The sequence below is a fragment of the Bacteroides sp. K03 genome, assembly GCF_019734355.1.
In the GTDB taxonomy this organism is placed as follows: Bacteria; Bacteroidota; Bacteroidia; order Bacteroidales; family Bacteroidaceae; genus Bacteroides; species Bacteroides nordii.
The window spans coordinates 13,757-38,757 of sequence record NZ_JAASHC010000016.1 but is presented as its reverse complement, the minus strand read 5'-3'; the positions used below and the strand labels follow the sequence as shown (position 1 = coordinate 38,757).

The 25,001-nt window shown below is 41.4% G+C and carries 22 protein-coding genes and 2 tRNA genes; 12 read left to right on the top strand and 12 right to left on the bottom strand.

Features of this window, described 5'->3' with window-relative positions:
• The first annotated feature begins 4 nt into the window (after positions 1-4).
• Positions 5-889, top strand: a complete 885-nt coding sequence (locus HCG69_RS12490; protein ID WP_221650303.1) for a glycosyltransferase family 2 protein — start codon at positions 5-7, stop codon at positions 887-889.
• Positions 886-1,983, top strand: a complete 1,098-nt coding sequence (locus tag HCG69_RS12485) for a glycosyltransferase (RefSeq protein ID WP_221650302.1) — start codon at positions 886-888, stop codon at positions 1,981-1,983. The genes HCG69_RS12490 and HCG69_RS12485 overlap by 4 nt, the downstream gene beginning before the upstream one ends.
• 20 nt (positions 1,984-2,003) lie before the next feature.
• Here HCG69_RS12485 and HCG69_RS12480 read toward each other — a convergent pair whose 3' ends face one another.
• The 3 genes from HCG69_RS12480 to HCG69_RS12470 are packed head-to-tail and all read right to left on the bottom strand — an operon-like array spanning position 2,004 to position 4,460.
• A complete protein-coding gene (locus HCG69_RS12480; RefSeq protein WP_221650339.1) occupies positions 2,004-3,104 on the bottom strand; it encodes a DegT/DnrJ/EryC1/StrS aminotransferase family protein in 1,101 nt (366 codons plus the stop codon).
• The gene (locus HCG69_RS12475; protein ID WP_221650301.1) at positions 3,097-4,077 is read right to left on the bottom strand and encodes a GNAT family N-acetyltransferase; all 981 of its coding nucleotides are present in this window, start codon (positions 4,075-4,077) and stop codon (positions 3,097-3,099) included. The genes HCG69_RS12480 and HCG69_RS12475 overlap by 8 nt, the downstream gene beginning before the upstream one ends.
• Positions 4,074-4,460: an FdtA/QdtA family cupin domain-containing protein gene (locus HCG69_RS12470; protein WP_002559095.1), complete on the bottom strand. Its 387-nt coding sequence runs from the start codon at positions 4,458-4,460 to the stop codon at positions 4,074-4,076. The genes HCG69_RS12475 and HCG69_RS12470 overlap by 4 nt, the downstream gene beginning before the upstream one ends.
• Positions 4,461-4,737: 277 nt before the next feature.
• Here HCG69_RS12470 and HCG69_RS12465 point away from each other — a divergent pair, with 277 nt between their 5' ends.
• Positions 4,738-6,702, top strand: a complete 1,965-nt coding sequence (locus HCG69_RS12465; RefSeq protein WP_221650300.1) for a biosynthetic peptidoglycan transglycosylase — start codon at positions 4,738-4,740, stop codon at positions 6,700-6,702.
• 151 nt (positions 6,703-6,853) lie between these two features.
• Here HCG69_RS12465 and HCG69_RS12460 read toward each other — a convergent pair whose 3' ends face one another.
• The 5 genes from HCG69_RS12460 to HCG69_RS12440 form a co-directional block, all read right to left on the bottom strand.
• Positions 6,854-8,038: a hypothetical protein gene (locus HCG69_RS12460; RefSeq protein ID WP_221650299.1), complete on the bottom strand. Its 1,185-nt coding sequence runs from the start codon at positions 8,036-8,038 to the stop codon at positions 6,854-6,856.
• Between the two features lie 10 nt (positions 8,039-8,048).
• The gene (locus HCG69_RS12455; protein ID WP_221650298.1) at positions 8,049-8,720 is read right to left on the bottom strand and encodes a DUF4476 domain-containing protein; all 672 of its coding nucleotides are present in this window, start codon (positions 8,718-8,720) and stop codon (positions 8,049-8,051) included.
• Positions 8,717-9,046, bottom strand: a complete 330-nt coding sequence (gene bamE / locus HCG69_RS12450; RefSeq protein ID WP_221650297.1) for an outer membrane protein assembly factor BamE — start codon at positions 9,044-9,046, stop codon at positions 8,717-8,719. The genes HCG69_RS12455 and bamE (HCG69_RS12450) overlap by 4 nt, the downstream gene beginning before the upstream one ends.
• Before the next feature lie 45 nt (positions 9,047-9,091).
• The gene (gene bamE, locus HCG69_RS12445) at positions 9,092-9,397 is read right to left on the bottom strand and encodes an outer membrane protein assembly factor BamE (protein ID WP_221650296.1); all 306 of its coding nucleotides are present in this window, start codon (positions 9,395-9,397) and stop codon (positions 9,092-9,094) included.
• A 123-nt stretch (positions 9,398-9,520) separates the two neighbouring features.
• A complete protein-coding gene (locus tag HCG69_RS12440; protein ID WP_221650295.1) occupies positions 9,521-10,354 on the bottom strand; it encodes a S1 RNA-binding domain-containing protein in 834 nt (277 codons plus the stop codon).
• A 274-nt stretch (positions 10,355-10,628) separates the two neighbouring features.
• Between HCG69_RS12440 and HCG69_RS12435 the strand changes: the two genes are divergently transcribed.
• The 4 genes from HCG69_RS12435 to HCG69_RS12420 all read left to right on the top strand — a co-directional run bounded on the left by HCG69_RS12435 (position 10,629) and on the right by HCG69_RS12420 (position 14,494).
• A complete protein-coding gene (locus HCG69_RS12435; RefSeq protein WP_221650294.1) occupies positions 10,629-11,630 on the top strand; it encodes a malate dehydrogenase in 1,002 nt (333 codons plus the stop codon).
• 105 nt (positions 11,631-11,735) lie between these two features.
• Entirely contained in the window at positions 11,736-12,539 is an 804-nt protein-coding gene (locus HCG69_RS12430; protein WP_221650293.1) for a helix-turn-helix domain-containing protein, read from the top strand.
• 102 nt (positions 12,540-12,641) lie between these two features.
• Positions 12,642-13,013, top strand: a complete 372-nt coding sequence (locus tag HCG69_RS12425; protein WP_025866783.1) for a VOC family protein — start codon at positions 12,642-12,644, stop codon at positions 13,011-13,013.
• A 173-nt stretch (positions 13,014-13,186) separates the two neighbouring features.
• Positions 13,187-14,494: an MATE family efflux transporter gene (locus HCG69_RS12420; protein WP_221650292.1), complete on the top strand. Its 1,308-nt coding sequence runs from the start codon at positions 13,187-13,189 to the stop codon at positions 14,492-14,494.
• A gap of 157 nt (positions 14,495-14,651) precedes the next feature.
• Here the strand turns inward: HCG69_RS12420 and HCG69_RS12415 are convergent, their stop codons facing one another.
• Both HCG69_RS12415 and HCG69_RS12410 read right to left on the bottom strand, forming a co-directional pair.
• Positions 14,652-15,584: a DMT family transporter gene (locus HCG69_RS12415; protein ID WP_221650291.1), complete on the bottom strand. Its 933-nt coding sequence runs from the start codon at positions 15,582-15,584 to the stop codon at positions 14,652-14,654.
• Between the two features lie 593 nt (positions 15,585-16,177).
• Positions 16,178-17,419: an MFS transporter gene (locus tag HCG69_RS12410; RefSeq protein ID WP_221650290.1), complete on the bottom strand. Its 1,242-nt coding sequence runs from the start codon at positions 17,417-17,419 to the stop codon at positions 16,178-16,180.
• A 458-nt stretch (positions 17,420-17,877) separates the two neighbouring features.
• On the opposite strand from HCG69_RS12410, the gene HCG69_RS12405 reads away from it, so the two are divergent.
• Both HCG69_RS12405 and glsA read left to right on the top strand, forming a co-directional pair.
• Positions 17,878-19,314, top strand: a complete 1,437-nt coding sequence (locus HCG69_RS12405; RefSeq protein WP_221650289.1) for a glutamate decarboxylase — start codon at positions 17,878-17,880, stop codon at positions 19,312-19,314.
• A 144-nt stretch (positions 19,315-19,458) separates the two neighbouring features.
• Positions 19,459-20,421: a glutaminase A gene (gene glsA / locus HCG69_RS12400; protein ID WP_221650288.1), complete on the top strand. Its 963-nt coding sequence runs from the start codon at positions 19,459-19,461 to the stop codon at positions 20,419-20,421.
• A gap of 73 nt (positions 20,422-20,494) precedes the next feature.
• On the opposite strand, the gene HCG69_RS12395 is transcribed toward glsA, so the two are convergent.
• Positions 20,495-21,268, bottom strand: coding sequence for a potassium channel family protein (locus HCG69_RS12395; RefSeq protein WP_221650287.1), 774 nt, complete (start codon positions 21,266-21,268; stop codon positions 20,495-20,497).
• A gap of 192 nt (positions 21,269-21,460) precedes the next feature.
• Here HCG69_RS12395 and gadC point away from each other — a divergent pair, with 192 nt between their 5' ends.
• Complete coding sequence (gene gadC, locus HCG69_RS12390; RefSeq protein ID WP_221650286.1) at positions 21,461-23,056, top strand: putative glutamine/gamma-aminobutyrate antiporter GadC; 1,596 nt, start codon at positions 21,461-21,463, stop codon at positions 23,054-23,056.
• Between the two features lie 176 nt (positions 23,057-23,232).
• Here gadC and HCG69_RS12385 read toward each other — a convergent pair whose 3' ends face one another.
• Positions 23,233-24,471 (bottom strand): HAMP domain-containing sensor histidine kinase, encoded by a 1,239-nt coding sequence (locus HCG69_RS12385; RefSeq protein WP_221650285.1) that lies wholly within the window; start codon positions 24,469-24,471, stop codon positions 23,233-23,235.
• 205 nt (positions 24,472-24,676) lie between these two features.
• Here HCG69_RS12385 and HCG69_RS12380 point away from each other — a divergent pair.
• Positions 24,677-24,749, top strand: a tRNA-Phe gene (locus tag HCG69_RS12380).
• Between the two features lie 14 nt (positions 24,750-24,763).
• Positions 24,764-24,836, top strand: a tRNA-Pro gene (locus HCG69_RS12375).
• Positions 24,837-25,001: the final 165 nt, after the last annotated feature.

The window sequence follows — 25,001 nt, the reverse complement described above, 5'->3', positions numbered from 1 at the left end:
CATAATGAAGCCATTACTAAGTATAATCATTCCTTTTTATGGAACGGCAAATAAAAAAATGCTGGAACGTTGTATTACTTCCATCCGCAATCAGGGTATGGAAACAGAGGACTACGAAATACTCATTGAGGATGATAATGGCAAAGGATTGGGTGGAGCGCGTAATATTGGTATTGGTAAAGCCCGGGGAGAATATCTGTTATTTATAGATGCGGATGACTATCTATTTCCGGGAATGCTGGCACAATGTATAGTTCTGCTAACACAACATCCGGATATGATATCCTTTGGTTTTCAACAAGTTTCACACCCCAATGAAACAGTTAGAAGTAAAGAAGAAGCCACATCTAAAACCTATCCGACAGGAGCTGCATTCATGAATGAACATAATTTCATGGGTACAGCCTGGAGGCATCTTTTTCTAAGAGAATGGCTTCTCAAACATCGGCTTGTATTCCCTGAAAATGCCTATCACGAAGACGAAGCATTCGTGGCCAAAGCCTATTTCCATGCCGGAACTACTATCATAACAAACTTGACAGTATATGCCTATTATCAGTGCCCCCATTCTATTTTGCACAAGCAGGATGTAACCAACCGTACTCAACGGATACAGAATTTCCGGCAAATACTGACAGATCTGAAAAACTATCTGAAAGAGACAGCTGCAGAAGCTTCTTCACAGCAACAACGGGCGCTACAAAGGAGAATTCATTTCCTCACGATTGACTATATATTACAATTAATACACAACCATTATCCACTTTTGGGATATCCTGCGGCTCTAAAAGAATTAAAAAAACATCAGTTTCTTCCATTACCAAATGAAAAATACTCATGGAAATACTCTGTAGCCCGAATACCTCTCAATCTTTTTGCACTGTTATGAAAATACTACTTCTTGGTGAATTCAGCAATATCCATTGGACCTTAGCAGAAGGACTCCGCACATTAGGACATGAAGTGTGTGTTGTCTCAGACGGTAACCACTGGAAAAATTATAAACGGGATATCTCTCTGTTGCGCCCAACAAATGGTAAAATAGATGGAGTCAAATATCTGGCAAAGGTTTTATTATTGCTTCCTAAATTAAAGGGATATGATATCGTACAAATCGTTAATCCCTGTTTTCTGCATCTGAAACCGGAAAAGAGCCTGCCCATCTATCGTTTTTTACGGAAACATAATAAGAAGATATTCTTAGGTGCCTTTGGTACAGACCATTACTACGTAAAAACCTGCATGGAAACGAATGTCTTTAAATATTCTGATTTCAAATCTCAGGACAAATTCAGAGACACGCCTGTCAACCGTAAAATAATAAAAGAATGCCTGTACGGCGGAACAGCACGTGCCAACAAAGAAATAGCTCAAACCTGCAATGGCATCATAGCCTGCCTATGGGAGTATTATGTATCTTACACTTCATACTTCCCGGATAAATTAACGTTCATCCCACTCCCGATTGACTATTCTGACATTGTTAGCCGGGTACGGCCCGAACCCGAAAAAGTGAACTTTTTTATCGGTATTCAATCTGCACGAAGTGATATCAAAGGAACAGATATTATGTATCCCGTTCTCAAGGAAGTACAACAAAGATATCCGGACCGATGCTATATTACAGAAGCTATCGATACTCCCTATGATACCTATCAACGGTTAATGGATGACGCCGACGTACAATTAGATCAGTTATATTCATATACTCCTTCTATGAACTCTTTGTTAGCTATGGCAAAAGGGATTATCGTAGTGGGAGGTGGAGAAGAAGAAAATTATGAAATAATAAACGAGAAAGAACTACGTCCTATTATTAACGTATATCCTTCCGAAGAAGATATTTTCCGGAAACTGGAATTCATCGTGCAACATAAAGAACAGATTCCAATACTATCAGCACAAAGCATTGAATACGTAAGAAAGCATCATGACTATGTAAAAGTGGCACAACAGTATGCAGACTTTTGGGAAACACATTAATCCCCAGAATACGAACAGATTTATTCAAACTTATTGATTGCCGCAATCACATAGGCCACTTCTTCAACCGTCATCAGGGGAGACATGGGCAAGCTCAATTCTTCACGATGTATTTGCTCCGTCACCGGCAATGAAAGAGCAGCATATTCAGTCAAGGCCTCTTGTTTGTGCGGAGGAATCGGATAATGTATCTGTGTTTGTATTCCTTCCTCCGCAAGGAAAGTCTGCAACCTGTCACGGCAAGATGAAAAGATAGGGAAAATATGAAATACATGCTGCTGCCAGTCATCGACTCGTGGCAAGGTTAATTGCGTATTCTGAATATGCGTCATGTATTGAGAGGCAATCAGGCGACGACGTTCATTGTCAGCATCGAGACGCGACAGTTTCAGACGCAATACGGCGGCCTGAAGTTCATCCAGGCGACTGTTTATACCTTTATAAAGGTGGACATACTTTGCAGAAGAGCCATAATTGGCGATAGAACGGACCATCGCAGCAAGCGACTCATCATTGGTAGTCACTGCACCACCATCTCCCAGTGCACCCAGGTTCTTCGCCGGATAGAAACTGAATCCGGCTGCATCTCCAAGGCTACCGGTACGTTTCCCATTATAAATGGCACCATGAGCTTGTGCCGCATCCTCCACAACTTTGAGATTATGACGTCTTGCTATATCTTTAATGGGCTGCATATCAGCACATCTTCCGTATAGATGCACAGGAAGTATAGCTTTGGTTCGGGAGCTAATCAGGGATTCTATTTTTTCGGGAGCTATATTACATGACAACAAAGAAGGTTCACAGAAAACCGGCTTCATTCCGGCACGGATCACCGCTAATATAGAGGCAATGTAAGTATTGGCAGGAACAATCACCTCATCACCGGGCTGCATTTCTCCCAACTCGCAGTAAGCCATAAAGATAAGAGTCAATGCATCCAATCCGTTACCTACACCTACACAGCAGGTTGTACCACAATAATCAGCAAAAGCCTCTTCAAAAAGATGGTTTTCTTCTCCCTGTAAATACCAACCGGAACGAACCACACGAAGCATAACATCCGACATCTCCGGTTCGAAAGAATCGCTAATACGCTGTAAATCGAAATATTTAATCATCATCCACAGAGTCTAAACAAAGTTCATATGTATCATACATGACCGCACGTCCACCAAATCCTTCTTTCTGGAATATTAATCCCTCATTCAGATAACGTCCTCCATCTTCTACAGAAACTCCAAAATCAAAATAACGTTTCTCTGTATAAATTTGGTTTATCAGGCAGTCAAACAAAAGATCAAGTGCTCCCATATCCCGCCCTCTATCAGTAGAAGCAATATACTGGACATGAGCTACTTCACCAGAGATATACATCACACATCCTCCTACCGTTTCGTTTTTATCGAGTACCCGATAAAGTTTTATTTCTTCCGGGAACAGACGATTAAGGCGTACAATCTCCTCTAACGAATGTACCGGTAATCGATCATGACGTTGTTGCAGATTATGCTCCAGAACAGGCCAGAAAGCACTAAAAGCGTCATCCTGGCAAATGCTTAATCCACTCATATGTGCAAGCTTCAGTTTTCGACGCCGAAGTGTGCTGAAAGGACAGCCTCCACCAGGCATTACAACCGAAGAGATCTTCCGCTCTGTCAGTCGGGCATTCAAGCGAAACAGGGCATACAAATCCTCTTCAGCAGGATATTTATGATATATAAAAGGAATAGTACGATAAACAATCCGCTTTATTCCGGAGGTTTCTTTCAGGTAACGGCACAAAAGATAAAATGCCTCCAGTACTACACTCACACTTGCCTGATAAGCAAGAACGAACCCGCCATATGTCAAGCCGCCATGCGTACAGTAAGTATCACCCTCCATATTTCCCGGTAATAAAGCGAGCAATCGCCCTCCTTTATAAAACAGCAGAGAATAATCGGTGAAACGATCGGCATGATAATCCATATAATCACGCATAAACAAAAACGTACCATTTCTGGAGGCAGCCACAAAACTATCCCAAACTATCTTTTGGTCCGATGTATAACGGACAACGCTCAACTGTAAGTCTCGGATAGCAAGTGTCATTTCTTTATATATTCCAGGAATTCGTCGTATGAATTAATATAATTATCAAGGCAGTAGGGATGAGAAGCCAGAACAAGAACAACAGCATCCGGTGAAAAATTACTCATAACCTTCCACATTCCCGGCGGAATTAACAAGCCTTCGGAAGGAGAAGACAGATGATAGTGTTTACGTCCCGTTATATCTTCTGTCCAGATATCAAAACTACCGCTGACAGCCACAAGATATTCGGACAGCTCCGTATTGGCATGTTGTCCACGTTCCTGTCCTTCGGGTACATTATGTATCCAGAACACACGTTCAACAGGAAAAGGTATATCCTGTCCTACCTCAAGAAGGGTCAGACTCCCCCGTTTATCTGTAAATGTCTTTAAACGTTCCATAACTATATAGAATAACGATATTTAGCGGATATTATTATAAGTGGTACTTCAAATTTAATTCATACTATGCCAGTGTTTTATTGAAACGCAAATGATCGCAGATTTTCGCTGATTAGATGGCTTGCTACACTTAAGGGACAATATTCTTTGCGTAAATTTACGATAATCTGCGTTTCAATGATACGATCATTTAATTAGGATACAGTACTTACGAATAATAGTTTATAGTTAACTTTGCAGCCAGAAAATCAAGCTCTAACAAGAAGGGAGAAAGTTTATGCAAAGGTATCAACAAATTGCATTAAAATCAACAGTAGTCATCGGATGTATTATCATCATTGGCCTGACAGGGTTGTATCTGAGCCGTAACAAGATTATAAGACACTTGGTTGAGCAACGCCTCCAACAGGTAGAACAGGCATATGAATTGCAAATTCAATATGAAGATATACACCTGAACGGTTTTAATGAAATAGTGTTAAATGATTTTTCTATTGTTCCCAAAGGTCAGGATACCCTTCTCCATTTACAATCAGCAAATATTCGGCTCCGGTTTCAGACCATGATTACTAAAAAGATCGAGATAAATGATATAAAGGTAGATGGTCTATATATACATTTCATCAAAAAGGACTCCACAGCAAATTATGATTGGCTTTTTATGCAAAGACACCCGAAAGTACAACAGTTGAAGCATGCCAAAAAGGAAGATTACGCACAAAAAGCCAACAGGCTTCTAAATCTGATTTTCGGCTTTCTGCCGGCCAATGGTGAATTAAACCGAGTTTGTGTTACAGAGCAAAAGGATAACAATTTCGTCACAATCACTTTCCCCTCACTTCAAATCAATAATAACCATTTCCATTCTGTGATAAAAGTACGTGAAGATACTCTTATCCAGTATTGGATTACTCATGGGGAACTCAACCACCATACACGTACACTACAAATTGAAATGTATCCAAAAGAAGGACAAGCAATTTCACTTCCATCTATTTCCCGACGATTTGATGCAAAGGCTGGCTTTGACACTTTATCTTGCAGCTTAACACAAAGCAATGATAATCGGGTGCTCTCACTCAGTGGCCGGGCAAAAGTCAGCGGGCTGACTGTTTATCATAAAGCGCTCTCACCAGAAATCATCAACTTAAACCAGGGACAGTTATCTTATCAAATCAATATTTCCGGACAAGCCATAGAGTTGGATAGTATGACTACCGTCACATTCAACAAATTAGATTTCCACCCATACGTACGGATAGAAAAACAAGAAGAAAATTGGCATTTCACATCTTCAGTAAACAAAACCTGGTTTCCTGCTGATGATTTATTCAGCTCACTTCCCAAAGGATTATTCAGTAACCTCAAGGGCATCAAAACAAGTGGTAACCTTGCCTATCGCTTTCTCTTGGATATAAATTTCGCTTCACCGGATAGTCTGAAATTTGAGTCAGAACTGAAAGAGAAAGATTTTCGTATATTGGAATATGGAGCTACCAATTTAAGAAAGATGTCCGATGAATTCGAGTATACAGCTTACGAAAATGGTCTGCCGGTACGTACATTTCCTGTCGGCCCCTCTTGGGAACATTTCACCCCATTAAACGAAATATCGCCTCTATTGCAGATGTCAGTTTTACAAAGTGAGGACGGGGCTTTTTACTATCATCGCGGTTTTTTGCCTGATGCGATGCGCGAAGCACTGATACACGATTTAAAAGTAAAACGTTTTGCACGGGGAGGTAGTACAATAAGTATGCAATTGGTCAAGAACGTATTTCTTACCAGAAATAAAAACTTTGCTCGAAAATTGGAAGAAGCCCTTATCGTGTGGTTAATAGAAACACAAAGGCTGACATCCAAAGAACGAATATATGAGGTTTATTTAAACATAGTTGAATGGGGGCCAATGGTATATGGTATACATGAAGCTGCCGCTTTTTACTTTAGTAAACGTCCGTCACAACTGACGACAGAGGAAAGTATTTTTCTGGCTTCCATTATTCCGAAGCCAAAACATTTTCGCAACTCTTTCACTACAGATATGAAACTAAAAGAGAACCTGGAGGAGTATTACCGACTTATCGCCGGACGATTAGCAAAGAAAGGTTTAATAAGTGAATCTGAAGCTGCAGGAATCCAACCGGACATTCAATTGACGGGTCCCGCCAAAGATATAATAAAAGCCTACTCTTCAGAAAAAGAAGAAGAGGAAAATGAGACGGACGACAGCTATGAATAAACAGCTAAAAACAGTTATGCACTTCCCAAACAAATCATAAAACTCCTCTTTCCCTTATTTATATAGAAAAAGAGGAGTTTTTTAATTATCTATTTCCGGAATTACCAATCGTCCCTTTATAATCCCTGATTGATAAGAACTTCCCAATAATTTATCTTCTTGAACTACTTCCCCGTTCAGAAGAGCTGGAAGAAGAACTTCTGCTACTTGAAGATGAACTGGAGGAAGAAGAACTACGTCCGGACTGTCCACTGGAAACCGAACTACGACGACTATTACTTGGGGAAGTCGTTTCCCGGTTAGCTGAAGAGCTACTTCTGCGGCTACTGTTTCCGGAGTTTGTACTACTGTGGCTTGTACTGCTATTTACCCTGCTACTGCTGCCTGAAGTATTATTATCTCTTCTACTACCTGATGTACTTTCACGATTTGAAGATGAAGAACTACTACTGGGCCGCGTAGTAGGCCGAGAGGTAGAACTTGGCTTCGTTTCAGAATTTCCCGGACGGGTTGACGTCCCCGGAGTAGTACTTGGACGAGTTGTACCGGTACTCGGACGGGTAGTTGTACCGGTGCTCGGACGGGTAGTTGTACCAGTGCTTGGACGGGTAGTCGTGCCAGTGCTCGGACGGGTAGTCGTGCCAGTGCTCGGACGGGTAGTTGTACCAGTGCTTGGACGGGTAGTTGTACCAGTACTTGGACGAGTTCCGGGTCTGGAAGAAGGCCTTGTACTTGTATTCGGACGAATATTCACCGATCCGAAGTCCGAACGACGATTAGTATGGTACACCCGATCATTTCTCACACTATAGTTTCCTCGATAATAACTATGGTTATAGCGCCCACGATAATAACTTACATTATGAAAATGTGTCCGGTAATGTCCTCCGGAATAACTACGATAATGAGGTGGTTTTGGGAAGTAGAAGTGGTTATGGTTCGTATATGTGATATACACACGGAAGTTCCACCCACCTGTATTAGCATATATCGGACGATAAAAATAATCGAGTCCCAGGAACCTACGATACTGTGAGTCACTCAACACCCAACGCAAATCGTCATTACGCACATCCAGATAATTGTAATAATCATCCAGTGCCCATTCGTATCCGCGTATTACATCGTCCATCAAATAGCGAATGGAATAGATAAAATCAAAATTGATTTCATAGACATCATTATACTGTTGCGTATTCAGGTTTAGTTCATACGCCATCTTATCAGTCAGGAAGCGCGTCTCTTTGCGTACCCTGCTATTACTCATAGCCGCCATACTCATACTGCTCATGGCAGTTATCCCGATGGCAAATAATAGTATAATCAATCGTTTCATAATCGGTATATTATTTTATATTATTACTTTGGTGATATCTTTTTATAAAGTCATTTACTTCTTTCTTATCCGAACTAAATGTCAGTTTGTCCAGTGCCCGGAAGAAGTTTGCTTTATCAGCAATTCTCGGATATATCTTTATAAGGAATGGTTTTCTTTCGCTATCAAACCTGCAAAATTCCAACAAGCGGATACACTGATCGGTAGTAAAATAAGAACTCATTAAAGCATTGTCGAATAAAGCATTGCGGTCGGATTCAAAAGGTTGATTTCTCAATGAATTTATAAACTGTTCAAAGGAATCATCGCTCATTACCGGCTCCCATGGATTAAAATCGTCCGGTCTATGTCCAGGTCGGTCAGGCCTGTGCCCCGGATAATTTTCACCTGCAATAACAATCTCTTTCACGCTCATACTTGAACAATAAACACGTTCATCCAGCAATAAGTTTTCTCTGTTAAACTGTTCTCCTCGACGGGCAGCATACACCTGTACACGGTAACTGCCTCCATCCAGGTTGGCAACAAAGCAACTGAATGTAGGTTTACATACCTGCCGTCCATCAATAAACACAACCACTTGTTCCCGAGGACTTTCGATAGAAATGCCATTCAGAGAAAAAGCTTTTACTGAAACCACTGCCAGCAGAAAACAAAAACCAAGTATCAATTTACGTATCATATCTTTTCTATTTTATTTTTATCTGTCCGGGTATGGCAATCACTCTCTTTCTCCAAGTAAGATTTCATTTCCGTCACCCTCCCGTCTACAAAATATACCTTAACTACAGACCAACCGGAAAACACGAACACCCGAAACTCCCACTCCTCCCCTTTGTCATTAAAAGTCCTGTAAGAAGGTGAGCCAAGTACATCTGTTACCTGTTCCAGCGTCATCCCTTTACGAATACTCAGTAACTGTTCGTTTGTAAAGCCTGCTTGAGAAGAGATGCAGCTGCCAAGCAATATCATCATCAACAAGATGCCAAAAGTATGTATCTTTTTCATAATCTGTATTGTTTAAGTGAAACTTTTCTCTTGAAAACATATATTTTAATGTATATGTGGTACCGGCACCGGATGTGTGTACACTTCCCGGACAAATGTATTCATGCCTGATACCCTTCCTTCATCAAACGTAATCACGGTTATTTTAGTTTCTCCCCCAATAACAGACAGACTGTGATACTCCCATTCTTCCATTCCTCTGTCAAAACGACGGTAATCCGGTGTGCCGAAAATCTTTGAGATCTCCTGCCTGCTCATTCCTTCCTGTACTTTCATGATCTTGTTCATAGAACCGCAACCAGCACTTATCACCAGAAGCAACAACATCAATAAAACATGTATCTTTTTCATACCCTATACATTTAAGTAATTCAACTTTTGTGTTTTCTTATACCACAAAAATAGGGTGAGAAAACTCCCCACCCTAATGATTATCTATATTCGTGTATAGGGATTCCCCTATCATGGTTAGGATTATACCAACCGGATTCCATCTTCCTCCAAAACGATCAGGCGTTTCTTGTATAAGTCGCCAACAGCTTTTTTGAAAGTCTTCTTACTCACTTCAAAGGTTTCGTAGATATCTTCTGCAGGGCTTTTATCCGTCAACAAAATCCTACCTCCTTTATCCTTTATATATTGGAACAATGCTTGTGAGAAATCATCTACTTTCCCGAACCCTGGTTTCTGAAGTATCAGATCTATTTTCCCATCCTCGCGAACCTGTTTCACATAAGCCTTCAGTTCCATTCCTGTTTTCAAAGGCTGAAATATTTCGCTGTCATAAAGTAAACCACCAAACTTATTCTCAATAATAGCTTTAAACCCAAGATCTGTTTTTTGCCAGATAAGAATATTAACTTCTTCTCCCGGCTGATACTCTGCTTTCTCTTTGGAAAGATAACGATCTACTTTTGCGGAAGCTACAATGCGATAACTTTCATCATCGAGATGAGCATGGATAATATATTTATTACCGACCTGCATTTTCATCTTCTGTTCACTGAAAGGCACAAACAAGTCTTTCATCAATCCCCAATTGAGAAATGCGCCAAACTGATTAATCCATGCCACTTCCAGACAAGCAAACTCCCCCACCTGCACCAATGGAGTCAATGTGGTAGCAATCAGTCTTTCTTCATTATCGAGATAGAGAAATACATTCAATACATCTCCTATTTGACAATTTTCGGGTACATAACGAGTAGGCAGCAAAATTTCACCTTCCTCGCCTCCGTCAAGATACATTCCGAAATCGACCTCTTTTACAACCTCAAGCTGGTTGAATTTTCCTAATTCAATGCGCATAATATTCCAGTAGTTAAAATTTATTGGTTAATAGTTAGAATCTATACAACATATTTTCGTAGTCAGAGTCAGATTAAAGGATTTCAAGCTGTCAGTAACTAAATTCCAACTATTATTTTTCGCAAAGATAGTTTATTTAAACGATATCCCTTTCTTCGATATAACTTTTCATTATCAGCCAGAACTTTTTTCAATGAACATTCTGGCGATTAAGTCGTTATATTTGTAGCGTGAACATAAAAACCGCCTATTCATTTATAAAAAATATAAGATTATGGAATTCTTAACCAACGAGAAATTAACGATTGTAGGAGCTGCCGGAATGATTGGCTCAAATATGGCCCAAACTGCCATGATGATGAAACTTACCCCTAACATCTGCCTGTATGACCCGTATGCACCCGCACTGGAAGGTGTAGCCGAAGAGTTATATCACTGTGGATTTGAAAATGTCAACCTCACCTATACTTCTGACATCAAGGAAGCACTGACGGGAGCAGCTTACGTCGTTTCATCCGGTGGTGCTGCCCGTAAAGCAGGTATGACACGTGAAGATCTTTTAAAGGGAAATGCAGAGATTGCCGCCCAATTTGGTAAAGATATCCGCCAATACTGCCCTAACGTGAAACATGTGGTAGTAGTGTTCAATCCGGCAGATATTACAGGATTGATCACGTTGCTTTATTCCGGTCTGAAACCCTCACAGGTATCTACACTTGCAGCATTGGATAGCACCCGTCTACAAAACGAATTGGTAAAGTTCTTCAAAATACCTGCTTCCAAGATACAAAATTGTCGTACCTACGGTGGGCATGGCGAACAAATGGCAGTATTTGCATCCACTACTACCGTAGATGGTGATACATTGACCAACTGGATTGGTACTACCCACCTGCCCCAAACAGAATGGGAGGCTATCAAACAACGTGTTATTCAGGGTGGTAAGCACATCATCGACCTGCGAGGACGTTCTTCTTTCCAAAGCCCGGCCTATCTTTCTATTGAAATGATCGCTGCAGCTATGGGAGGACAACCTTTCCGCTGGCCAGCCGGCACGTATGTATCCGACGGAAAATTCAACCATATCATGATGGCAATGGAAACGTCTATCACGAAAGATGGTGTCAGCTATAAAGAAGTACAGGGTACTCCTACCGAACAGCAAGAACTGGAAAACAGTTATAAACATCTGTGCAAACTGCGTGATGAGGTCATTGAAATGGGGATTATCCCGGCAATAAAAGATTGGCACAGCCTGAACCCTAATATCAAGTAGGCTTATTTTCTCAAAAGGATTGAATGTCTCTTTTTTACAATCAGAAGAAAAAGCAAAGAAGTATTTTTGCACGTTCTGCATTTATAAAATATCTTTGCTCACAGTATGGAAACATTCAGCCTCATTAAGCCTTGTGCCGCACTAACTCCGTTTATCAAGTATTACTGGATATTACGGATTGATATCTCCGCACCCGTCACGGAACGAACCATTCCTGTCGGGTGCGTTCATTTAACTTTCCATCGGGGTAAACAACTGTTTTCGTCTACCACCCGGCAACTACAGCCACAGGCTTTCATCTGCGGACAATCTAATACTTACGTCGATGTGGTCTCTACCGGAAATATTGATATGATCACTGTTGTATTTCAGCCTTATACACCGAAACTCTTTTTCCGGTTACCTGTCAGAGAAACATATGGAATGAATGTTTCAATAGAAGATATCGGAGACATCGCATTGGCAGACCTGGCTAAACGAGTCGCAGAGACACCGGATGATACACAATGTATAGAACTAATAGAGTACTTTCTGCTCCAACGCTTCTATTCTTCCGCTGAATATAACATAAAGAGAATAGGGGCTACCATACAAGAAATAAACCAGTGTCCCCAACCTGCCATTCATAGTCTGGCCCAGACAGCCTGCCTCAGCGATAAGCAGTTTAACAGGGTCTTCCATGAATATGTAGGCACTACACCCAAAGAGTTTATCCGTATTGTCCGTTTACAACGGGCTTTGTACACATTGCAAACACAGCCGGACATCAATTTTGCCCAACTGGCCTATGAATGCGGATATTATGACCAATCCCATCTTATTAAAGAATTTAAAGCTTTTTCCGGTTATACGCCGGGAGAGTATCTGGCACTTTGTGCACCTTACTCCGATTACTTCTCTACACTCTAAAAGATAGAATGTCCTTTTTTTCCTATCATACGCCGACTGCCGTTCCTACTTTTGCAGTGTCTTTGCAAAGCAAATTAATTAATCATTAAAAAACAGAAGACTATGAGTAAGTTGATTTCATTTTTTGAGATTCCGGCAAGCGACTTCAACCGGGCGGTAAAGTTCTACGAGACAATCTTTGGCATCAAGATGCCGGTAGCAGAGTGTGAAACAGAAAAGATGGCATTCTTTGTTGAAGAAGGTGAAGAACAGAGTGTGGGAGCGATCTCTTATGCAGAAGGATTCAATCCCTCGGAACACGGGGTTCTGATTCACTTCAATTGTGAAAATATAGAGCTTATGACAACAGCAATCACACGTAACGGTGGGAAAATAATCATCCCAAAGACAAAAATCGAAGCCGAAGGACGAGGCTGGTTCGCCGTTTTTGCCGATTGTGAAGGAAATCGCATCGGATTGTATGCCGGAAAATAAGTTTTTTACTATCTTTGCCATATCATCAATTTAAGAAATATCAGTTTGTCTAACTCATGAAATGGCAAATTTGCAGATAGCTACGCTTCGGATGAAATAATAGAGAGTTATTTATTCATTCCGTGGGGATGACTTTTCAGTCATCCTCCTAACGTGTTATTTGCAATTAAATCATGAATTTTACTTATAAACAAATTTGGCTCATCAACTTTCCTGTGATGATGAGCTTACTGATGGAACAACTCATCAATCTTACCGACACTATTTTCCTGGGCCATGTGGGCGAAGTCGAATTGGGTGCCTCGGCACTGGCAGGAATGTATTACATCGCAATCTATATGCTCGGCTTCGGCTTCAGCCTGGGACTGCAAGTGATGATTGCACGAAGGAACGGAGAAGGGAATCTCCAGAAAACAGGGGAAACATTCTGGCAAGGAATGTTCTTTCTGATTACACTGTCGATACTGACATTCACATTCTCCAAACTCTTTTCCCCGGTACTGCTACGGACAGTGATTTCGTCAGACCAGATTTATCTGGCCGTTATCCAATACATAAGTTGGCGGGATTATAGTTTTTTATCCGTATTTCCCATACTGGCATACAGGGCATTTTATGTAGGGATTACAAAAACAAGAGTGTTGACGGTTAACTCCATTCTGTTAGTGACAACGAATACACTGCTCAACTATCTGCTCATCTTCGGCGTAGGTGGATTCCCGCGTCTTGGAATAGCAGGAGCTGCTATAGCCTCATCGGTAGCCGAAGCGGTAGCACTGATCTATCTGGTGACATATACACACTTTAAGGTAGATAAAAAGAAATATGGCTGGAGATGTTCGTTCAATTTCCCGTTACTCAGACAGTTGTTTCAGATTTCAAGCTGGACAATGATCCGGTCATTCTTCTGTATTGCTCCGTGGTTTCTGTTTTTCATAGCCATTGAGCATTTAGGAGAAAGGCAACTCGCAGCAGGAAATGTAGTAAGGAGTGTCTCAGTAATCCTGTTCGTTATTGTCAACTCATTCGCCACAACCGGGATCTCACTGGTCAGCAATCTGATCGGAGCAGGACAAACGGAAAGTGTAATGCCGGTATGCTGGAAAACGGTAAAGCTGAGTTATGCGGTAGGAACTCCGTTTATACTCGTAGCAATACTGATGTCCAATCAGATTTTAGGGATTTATACAAACAGTAAAGAGGTAGTTGAAACAGCCATCCCACCATTCCTGCTGATGTTATCTACCTATTTTCTTGCCACGCCAGCCTATACATATTGCAATGCAATCATTGGAACCGGAAAGACAAAAACAGCCTTTATTTTCCAAATGATAACAATTACCATTTATCTCGGATATCTGTATGGATTAGCTTCCAGTGAGTTACCATTAGTGATCTACTGGACGGCGGAACAATTGTATGTACTATTACTATTAGGATTGGCCTTGAATTATTTGAAAAAAGGAAGCTGGAAACGATAAGTGTTTCAAAGCAAGTATCCAAGAACATTGCCTCTACATGGCAGAGGCAATGTCTCTATATAATAAAGACATTATCCCATACAATAAAGGCATAGTCTGCGTGCAGGTTATATATCTACTGCATGCAGGTTACGCCTATCCTGAATATACTCTATTACTACTTATTTACCGGCGTAGCCATAGGTGTACTTTTATCTTTACTTTCAGCCACCTCTACCAGATAAACTCCAACACAGATAAAGAGAATTGCAAAAGTCTGAGTCCAGCTAAAACGATCTTGTCCCAGAATCAAAGAAGCAATAGTAGCCACAATCAATATCAAATAACCATAAATGGCAACCACCGTTGTTTTCAGATATTTCAAGCCGATAGGCAACAGCATGTAACTGATTGTGGTAGGGAATATTAGTACAAACATCAATACGGCAAACGGTAACCAATGGAAAGGTAACGAAAATACAGGAGCATCGAACCCTGTAATCATTGATACAATAAGACCGGATACTGCCGAACCGCTAAAAGTATACTTCAACATTGTAATAGGACCTACAGCAGAAAGAATGCGCTTACTCATCACCAGATAAATGGCATAAACCACAGAACTGAACAGACACAACATATTACCGACAAAAGCATCCGAAGCAAGATCATCACTCCGTTGTGTAAGGATACAAACCAATGCACCGACAAGAGCAATGGATATGCCCACTATTTTCGAACCGGTTGCCTTCTCGTGATAAAAGAAAATCATAATGAGAAACACCCAGATAGGCTGAAGACTCGTGAAAATGGAACTCGACACAGGAGTCGTTTTACTAAGACCAATCAGATAAAGAAACATAAAGCCATAGAGCCCTAATGCTCCCAATAAGAATAATAACCATTTATCCTTACGGGAGGTCTTTTCTTCGGGTGGAGCAAACCAGCCAATAATCCAGAAAGCGACTGCAGCAAAGGTACAGCGGATCGTAGCTCCGGTAAGCGGACTCATCCACAAAGGAAGTAGATATTTAAGGGCATTCATATTTAACCCACTGAATACTTTTGATATAGCCATGTACAGATTGGCTTCCAGTTTCTTATTCTTCATACTTATTGTTTTAGGTGCTTGTGCTTCCCGCACGGGGAGGCTCGGCAAGCGATGTTAGTTATTATATCGTTTTACGCTAAATGTTGTCTGGCATTACTATCTATCTCTTTCTCCGGTATCGATAAAGCTATATCTTGTAGAGTAACGTAGGAAGCCTCGGTATGTAACGTTGTTTTAGATGTACATGTAAAACAGTACGACATGTGCATGTGGGACAGTACGACATGTGCATCTCATGCAGCTTTACATGTACATGTAAAACAAAACTGTGCACCGGGAAAAGGAACGCTCCTTTCTGAGAAAAACAAAGTACAACACCGGGCAAAGGGGTCGATGCCGTTTAGGGGTACTTCCGCTACCGAAAAGATATGCCCATAATCTTCGTTACGAATCAGTTCACCACAGAGGACACAGAGGGCACAGAGATATTATTTTCTCTGATGAGACGCGGATGAACGCAGATTAAAAAACTGTAGTTCTTTATTTTATCGTTATTTCCCTTTGCGAGAATCTGCGTTCATCTGCGTTTCAATGAAGATTTAAAACTCTGCGTCCTCTGTGTACTCTGTGGTAAAATACCATACGGTTTTAAGCTATTTCAAACCATCATCAAACAGGAATGTATTCCGCTTACGATAGGCCCATATTAGTGCTACAATCGTTATAACAAGATTAAATACAAACGCAAACTGCTGAGATTTAATATGGAATACTGTTGACTGAAAGAAATCTATAATAAACGGACAAAGCAAAATTGCCAGATAATTCATCATCATCACAAAAGCCAGTGCCAGCGTTGCTTTCTTCGGAATAGCAGTATGAGTGGTTTTATCATATATAACAGGTTGTATCACCCCATATCCTAACCCTACAAGAATACATCCCGGAGCTATCACCCACTCTTTGGGTGACAACCAGATAAGTGCCAATCCAACGGCGATGCACAATAAACTGTAAAACTTCGTCTTCTCACGAAAAAGTCCCACTATCTGATTCAAAAAGAAACCCGGAGCCATAATAGCCAGAAAGAACAGCGAAATCATAATACCGGAATTACCACTTGAAAAATGATATTCCTCCATCAGGAAAGGAAGATTAAAAGTAACAATAAGCGCCAGATAAGTAGCAAGCCCATAGAACAGCATCACCTGCAAAAGATATTTCACATTTATACCCCGCTTATATTTTGCTACTTCAGGATCAACCGCCGTATCGGCCTCCTTCTCTTCCGTATTAGTTATTGAAGCAGCCCCTTCCTCACTAATCATACTACGCTTGAGATAAACGGACAGCACCAACGAAGCCAATGGGAGCAGGTATACCACAAATGGCAAATGCCAGTTCACCTCTGCCAGATAACCGGTGACAGCTGTAGCTATCACTAACGTAAAATTCGTAATAGCAGAACTAAATCCGAACTGCTTCACCCGATAAGGACCTGTGAAATATTTAGAAATAAGCCCCGTGCTAAGGGGGATAATCATTCCCGAGCCTACCCCAAGCATGGCACTGATAGCAATAAGTTGCCACATTTCACTGGCAAGCAGATAAAGAATACCACTCAGGGCAAAAATAGCAAGCCCCACTTGCAGCAAACGAATAAAATTAACTCGCTCCGTCAGTTTTCCCGCCAGAATAATAAAAGGAATGATCAGCAGAGAAGGCAAAGATGAAAGCATCTGAACATCAAGCTCCGTGGAATGAGGAAAGATGACAGACAATTTTCCAAGGATAGGGCTAACGGCCAAGCCAGGTAGAGCATTCAGAGCAGATATAGACCAAATGCCGATAAGGGTGATAAGGGGAATGGTGCCCCGTCCTGTTTGTATTCTCATATTCTCTTTAATATTTGGGGTTTAGATTTGACAACAACAACGCATCCCCCCAGAAAGTTCAGTGCTTCCCGCACGGGGAGGTTTCGGCAGGCGGTGCTTCCCGCACGGGGAGGTTCGCCAGGCGATGATAGCCTTGAAACGCAGATTGCTACAAAGGAAAACAAAAATAAGAGAAAGAATAACCGGATTTTAATCTGCGATAATTGGCGTTAATCTGTGTTTCATCAGAGATTTAAAACTCCGTGTTCTCAGTGTCCTCTGTGGTGAATTTACCTCATTATTCATTCTTTATACAGTTAGAGTATCGCCTGCCGAAACCTCCCCGTGCGGGAAGCACGAAGCACAATAAACGCAAAATAATGTAAAATGGCTAAACTTTAAAAATCCCATACTGTTGTTGTGGAAAATTCGACGGGGAAACTCCCCATCGCCTAAACCTAACTAAAAACAATCGTAAAATGGAAGATTTAAATTTCAGAAAAGGTGATGCCAAGACAGATGTATTTGGTTCAAACAGAATGTTGCAACCCTCTCCGGTAGAGAAAATCCCCGACGGCCCCACAACTCCTGAGATTGCCTATCAGATGGTGAAAGATGAGACATTTGCACAGACTCAACCCCGGTTGAACCTGGCTACTTTCGTCACCACTTATATGGATGAGTATGCCACTAAGCTGATGAACGAAGCAATCAACATCAACTATATTGATGAAACAGAATATCCGCGTATCGCTGTCATGAACGGAAAATGTATCAACATCATGGCCAACTTGTGGAATACTCCTGAAAAAGAGGACTGGAAAACAGGTGCGTTAGCTATCGGTTCTTCCGAAGCTTGTATGCTTGGTGGTGTTGCCGCATGGTTGCGTTGGCGCAAAAAACGTCAGGCACAAGGTAAACCGGTAGACAAACCAAACTTCGTTATCTCAACCGGATTCCAGGTAGTATGGGAAAAATTCGCCCAACTGTGGCAGATTGAAATGCGTGAAGTACCTTTGACACTGGAAAAAACAACCCTCGATCCGGAAGAAGCACTGAAGATGTGCGACGAGAACACCATTTGTATCGTTCCTATCCAAGGCGTTACATGGACAGGACTGAATGACGACGTAGAAGCTCTTGACAAAGCACTCGATGCTTACAATGCCAAGACCGGATATGACATTCCTATCCACGTAGATGCCGCCAGTGGTGGTTTTATCCTTCCATTCCTGTATCCCGAAGTAAAATGGGACTTCCGTTTGAAATGGGTACTTTCTATCAGTACTTCCGGTCATAAATTCGGTCTGGTTTATCCGGGTCTTGGTTGGGTTTGCTGGAAAGGCAAAGAATATCTCCCCGAAGAAATGTCTTTCAGTGTAAACTACTTAGGTGCAAACATCACACAGGTAGGTTTGAACTTCTCCCGTCCTGCTGCTCAGATTTTAGGACAGTACTATCAATTTATCCGTCTGGGATTCCAGGGATACAAAGAAGTGCAATACAACTCACTGACCATTGCTAAATACCTCCATAGTGAAATAGCCAAGATGATGCCATTCGTAAACTACTCAGAAGATGTAGTGAACCCACTGTTTATCTGGTACATGAAACCGGAATATGCAAAGGATGCTAAGTGGACACTATATGATTTGCAGGACAAGCTGGCTCAGAGTGGCTGGATGGTTCCGGCATACACATTGCCTACTAAGTTAGAGAATTACGTCGTTATGCGTATCGTTGTCCGTCAGGGATTCAGCCGAGACATGGCCGATATGTTATTGGGCGATATCAAAAATGCAATTACCGAACTGGAGAAACTGGAATATCCTACTACTACCCGCATTGCTCAAGACAAGAACCTGCCCGTAGCAACAAAGGTATTCAACCATACCGGTAAACCACAAAGTAAATAAAGACATTTACGATTAGACGATTGACGATGTACGATTGAAAAATCTCCGGAAATCACAATGAGAGTAATTTCAATCGTAAATCGTAAATCATCTAATCGTAAATTCTTCAATTGTCTAATCGTAAATCATAAAGCTTTTTATTTTATGAATAAGATTTCTATATCCCAAATAAAAGAAGTGGTACAGCAAGCCTACGAACAGGTGAAAGGAAATACAGACGGGAAGAATGCCGATTATATACCTTATCTGGCTAATATCGACAAAAACCTGTTCGGTATTAGCATCTGCCTGCTGAATGGCCAAAAGATTACCGTCGGTGATTACAATTACCGTTTCGGTATCGAATCAGTATCCAAAGTTCACACTGCCATTCTGATTCTTCGTCAATATGGAGCTCAGAAAGTGTTGGACATGATTGGTGCTGATGCAACCGGACTACCATTCAACTCTATCATCGCCATCCTTCTGGAAAACGATCATCCTTCTACTCCATTGGTAAACGCCGGAGCAATCTCCGCCTGCTCCATGGTGCAACCGGTAGGTGATGCTACTCAGAAGTGGAATGCAATTGTGGAGAATATAACAGACCTTTGTGGTTCGGCTCCTCAATTAATTGACGAGTTATACAAGTCCGAATCTGCAACGAACTTCAACAACCGCTCTATTGCATGGTTATTGAAGAATTACAATCGCATCTATGATGATCCCGAAATGTCACTCGACCTGTATACACGCCAGTGTTCACTAGGAGTTACAGCAGAAATGCTGTCTGTTGCTGCCGGTACGGTGGCCAACAGCGGTGTGAATCCTGTGACTAAAAAACAAGTACTCGATGCCAGTCTGGCTCCGAAAATTACCTCTATGATTGCTTCCGTAGGTTTCTACGAACATACGGGCGACTGGATGTATACTTCCGGTATTCCAGCAAAGACCGGTGTAGGCGGTGGCGTCATGGGTGTATTCCCAGGCGTAATGGGTATTTCCGCATTTGCTCCTCCTCTTGATGGTTCGGGCAACTCCGTAAAGGCACAATTAGCTATCAAATATATAATGAATAAGCTGGGGTTGAATGTGTTCAACGGCGAGCAAGTTACTGTAGTTGAATAAAAGTTCTGTCCTTTTTTTGTAGGGGTTACTGCCTGTATAGGCAGTAGCCCCTTTTCTTTGAAGGAAATAATCTTCAAGATTCAGCTGTATTATCAGATCCAACGGATTGTGGTGCGGTTACTACTTTTCCATTATCTTCCATCTGCTGATAATACTCTTCTTTCTCCTTATTCTTTTTCTGGATGAGACTTGTGACGTATACAGTGAATATAGGAAACATCATCATACCCAATGCCGCCAGTAATACGGAGAGTACCCGTCCGGTAGCCGTTACCGCTATAATGTTGGACCCAACTGTAGTTACATCCATAAATGCCCACCAGAGCGCATCACCATAACCCGTTACCAGTGGGTTTACTTTATGCTCCATCACAAAAAAAGCCAGGCTGGCAAAATAAACCGTAGCCAGCAACATCGTCAGATAGGAGACAAAAAGGCTGGATGCTTTATTGTAAGTCAGCCATCCCACAACAATCGCCATTGCATATCCGCCACGTACCAAAGGAATAAAACGAAGCATATAAGTAATTTCAGGTGAGAAGGTCCACCCCATATAAGCTATAATATTCTGATAAGGAATAGCTACCAGCAAGAAGAGGAAATGGGTACTAAAATAGCGCAATTTATCTTTGGCAAGAAAGAGTTCGAGAATGAAATCGAACAGAAACAAGATACATATCCACAACTGCACCTTCATATACAGTGATTGGGTATAAAAAGGGATACCTTTGAACGTATCCACAGAGATACTGATGACTAGAAAAAGAGATAATAATAGTATAATGACATGCAAAATGCCATATATTCCCCTTCTTCGCAACGCAAAATCGGAAAGTGCTGTCTTCATATAAATGCTATTTTTTTAGGTGATTATACATCTTTATTATACAAGTATAGGAAACAACACAAGTACAAGCTTTGTTTACTGGCCCGTGTATGTTAATTAACCAAGTTTGACAGTCTCCTCCGAAAACATCTCTCCCTGAATGTTGTTATAAAACAGACTTAAAAATATTTTTCACTTATAAAACCTTAACTTATGGCAAATATTAAACAAGTAGCAAAACTGGGGGTATTCACCCTGGCTATTATGAATGTAACGGCAGTCGTCTCCCTGCGTGGACTTCCTGCTGAGGCCGTATATGGTATGAGCTCGGCCTTTTACTATCTTTTCGCAGCCATCGTTTTTTTAATCCCGACTTCACTCGTTGCAGCCGAACTGGCTGCCATGTTTCAGGATAAACAAGGTGGTGTATTCCGCTGGGTAGGCGAGGCCTACGGCAAAAAATTCGGTTTCCTGGCCATTTGGGTACAATGGATTGAAAGTACAATCTGGTATCCTACCGTTTTGACATTCGGTGCCGTTTCCATCGCTTTCATCGGAATGAACGATACCCACGACATGTCACTGGCAAGCAACAAATACTACACACTGGCCGTTGTGCTTATCATCTACTGGCTTGCTACCTTCATCTCCCTCAAAGGTATGGGATGGGTAGGTAAAGTTGCCAAAGTCGGCGGTATGGTTGGAACCATCATCCCGGCAGCCCTATTGATTATTCTGGGCATTGTTTATCTGGCAACCGGAGGAGTATCCAACCTCGATTTCCATAGTAGTTTCTTCCCCGACTTTACTAAATTTGATAACGTAGTGCTCGCAGCAAGTATCTTCCTCTTTTATGCCGGTATGGAAATGGGCGGTATCCACGTAAAAGATGTAGAAAACCCCTCTAAGAATTATCCGAAAGCCGTATTTATCGGTGCATTGATTACAGTACTGATTTTCGTGTTAGGAACTTTTGCACTGGGTGTTATCATACCGGCCAAAGATATCAGCCTGACACAAAGCTTACTGGTAGGTTTCGATAATTACTTCAGATATATCCATGCTTCCTGGTTGTCACCGATCATCGCTATTGCATTGGCATTCGGTGTACTTGCAGGTGTACTGACCTGGGTTGCAGGTCCGTCAAAAGGTATCTTTGCCGTAGGTAAGGCCGGCTATATGCCTCCTTTCTTCCAGAAAACCAATAAGATGGGTGTACAGAAAAACATCCTGTTCGTACAAGGTATCGCTGTTACAGTACTGAGCCTTCTCTTCGTTGTTATGCCTTCTGTACAAAGTTTCTATCAGATTCTGTCTCAGTTGACAGTTATACTTTATCTGGTCATGTATCTGCTTATGTTCTCTGGCGCTATCTATCTGCGTTACAATATGAAGAAAGCCAACCGTCCGTTCCGTATCGGTAAGAAAGGAAATGGCCTGATGTGGTTTGTGGGTGGCCTCGGTTTCTGTGGTTCATTGCTCGCATTTATATTGAGCTTTATCCCACCCAGCCAGATTTCTACAGGTAGCAATACCGTATGGTTCACCGTTCTTATTGTAGGTGCAATCGTCGTAGTTATAGCTCCGTTCATTATCTACGCTTCAAAGAAACCGTCATGGGTTGACCCGAATACCAGCTTCGAACCTTTCCACTGGGAAGAACAGGCTAAACCGGAAGTAGCAACAGCTACGGCAACAACAACCGCCGCCACTGCAACTACCGCAACAGCTAAACCTGCTCCGGCATCCGGTACAGCAACACCGACTTCCGGCACTGCTGCAAATGACGAAAGTACTCCTAAAACTTAAAAGGATATTTGTATAATGAATGAGGGATATACCGGGAATTATTTCCGGTATATCCCTCATTCATTTATCTATAAACAGGAAAGCTGTCTTCTGTTACCGGGATACGATACGAAGAACTTAGCCTACCTAGTGCCTGTATCCTCTGAAAGTAGGAAAAGAAGCAAGCGTTATCAGATTCAAGATTCTGAAGTTAGTGGCAAAACAAACCAGAAAGTAGATCCTTCACCCTGCTGTGACCGGACTCCTATTTTACCACCTAATTTCTCTACTACAGTTTGTGAAAGCGTCAATCCCAATCCGGTTCCCGGGACCTCCCGATCCAGCTTGGTAAAACGGCTGAATATCTTACTCTGTTCTTCAGAAGAAATTCCAATTCCGGAATCCCGTACGTAGCAATACAGTTCTTTTCCATCTCTCACCCGACAACCAAAACAAATCTCTCCCTTTTGGGTAAACTTCATTGCATTCGTCAACAGATTCATAAATACCTGCATAATACGCTGCCGCTCTGAATATATGGTCAGTTCTGCCAGATCAGCCTCACACACCAACATAACTTCGGGCTTCTCTACCAGCCGGATATTAAATAAAGCATATAATTCTCTTAACAGATCATTAGCATTAAATTCCGAATAATGAAAATCAAAACTCCCGGCTTCAATCTGCGAAAGATCAAGAATATCGGAAATCAACTGCAACAAACGGTCACTATTCTGATTAATGATATCAGTATACATATTCTTTTCTTCCTCACTTGATGCTGTAGCCAGTAAACTGGAAAAGCCTACAATAGCATTCATCGGCGTACGGATCTCATGGCTCATATTGGCAATAAATGCGTTCTTTAACTTATCACATGAGCGCGAATTTTCCTGTTCGAGCTGCAACAACCGCTGTGTATTCCTGAGTTCACTGATATCATAAACAGTCAATAACATCAGTTCTTCATCATTTGTATTCAAATAATTTCCTGATACATGTACGTCACATGGAATAATCTGCTTATTATTCTGACTCACTATCTGCATAGATGCCTCAAAGCGATCAAAATTCTCCCTTTTATAAAAAGCTCTGCCAATAGCAACCCGCACTCCACAAACCTTACAACATGCATGGGTACCACATTCCCCCGATTCTACTGCATTCTTACAGTGAAGCAAATCTCCCACCCGCTTTATACTTTTATCTTCTTCGATACCATTCAGCGAGTAATAGTTTGTCTTCTGTACAACAAAATCCTTACCTATCAGTAAAAGATAAGCGTTCACATTCCGGAAAATCAAATCTTCTTTCTGCCGTTCTCTACTGTTTTCTCTCTCTCTCCGACAGACTTTTTTCTGTCCTTGCTGATATTTGACTGTAATAAAGATACCATAAACTAAAAAAAATCCGGCAGTAATATAAGGTATTAGCATGTTATGTTTGCAATGTCTGTTTATTATAATCTTGTCTTATTTGAGCGTAAAAATATAAAATATCTCAATCCTTTTTTATTTTGCAGGATATTTATTTGCAGTACCCTAAAACAAAATAGTCAGAAATGTAAAAAACCTGCATTTTTTTCTTGAAGTTATTGCAGTATTAAAAAATATACCTATCTTTGCACCCGCAAACAAGAAAGGTGCCATAGCTCAGTTGGTAGAGCAAAGGACTGAAAATCCTTGTGTCCCCGGTTCGATTCCTGGTGGCACCACTTTTAGTAAGCAGCGGAATGTAGCGCAGTTGGTAGCGCACTACGTTCGGGACGTAGGGGTCGGGCGTTCGAGTCGCCTCATTCCGACTAATTAGTAGATAAGCCACTCTTTATGAGTGGCTTATCTGTTTTTAGGAAAAATTATCAGAAGTACATTGGGATGGCTATCAAAAGCAGTTAGCTTCGCTTCACAAAACAAAACATCCGAACATGCATATGTGCATATCCGGATGTCCGTACTAAACTAACAAT